We start from the raw sequence: 240 nt of genomic DNA on the forward strand, positions 1-240 counted from the left end.
ACCTTGTGCTCCGGCTTCTTCGTAACCTGTAGTGCCGTTAATTTGACCGGCGAAAAAGAGTCCTTCAATGGCTTTGGTTTCTAATGAGTTTTTAAGATCTCGTGGATCAAAATAATCATATTCAATGGCATAACCTGGCCGAATAATTTCAGCGTTTTCCATGCCTTTACTCGAACGTACTAAATTTAGCTGTACATCAAATGGTAAGCTGGTTGAGATACCGTTTGGGTAGATCTCATT

1 protein-coding gene is annotated in these 240 nt (G+C 40.4%); it reads right to left on the reverse strand.

The annotated features are described in order from the left end of the window. A partial coding sequence (locus tag AAEY78_RS14795; protein WP_352340234.1) for an FAD-dependent oxidoreductase occupies positions 1–240 on the reverse strand: 240 nt, incomplete at both ends.

Source organism: Psychrobacter sp. 16-MNA-CIBAN-0192 (assembly GCF_040309565.1).
GTDB lineage: Bacteria > Pseudomonadota > Gammaproteobacteria > Pseudomonadales > Moraxellaceae > Psychrobacter.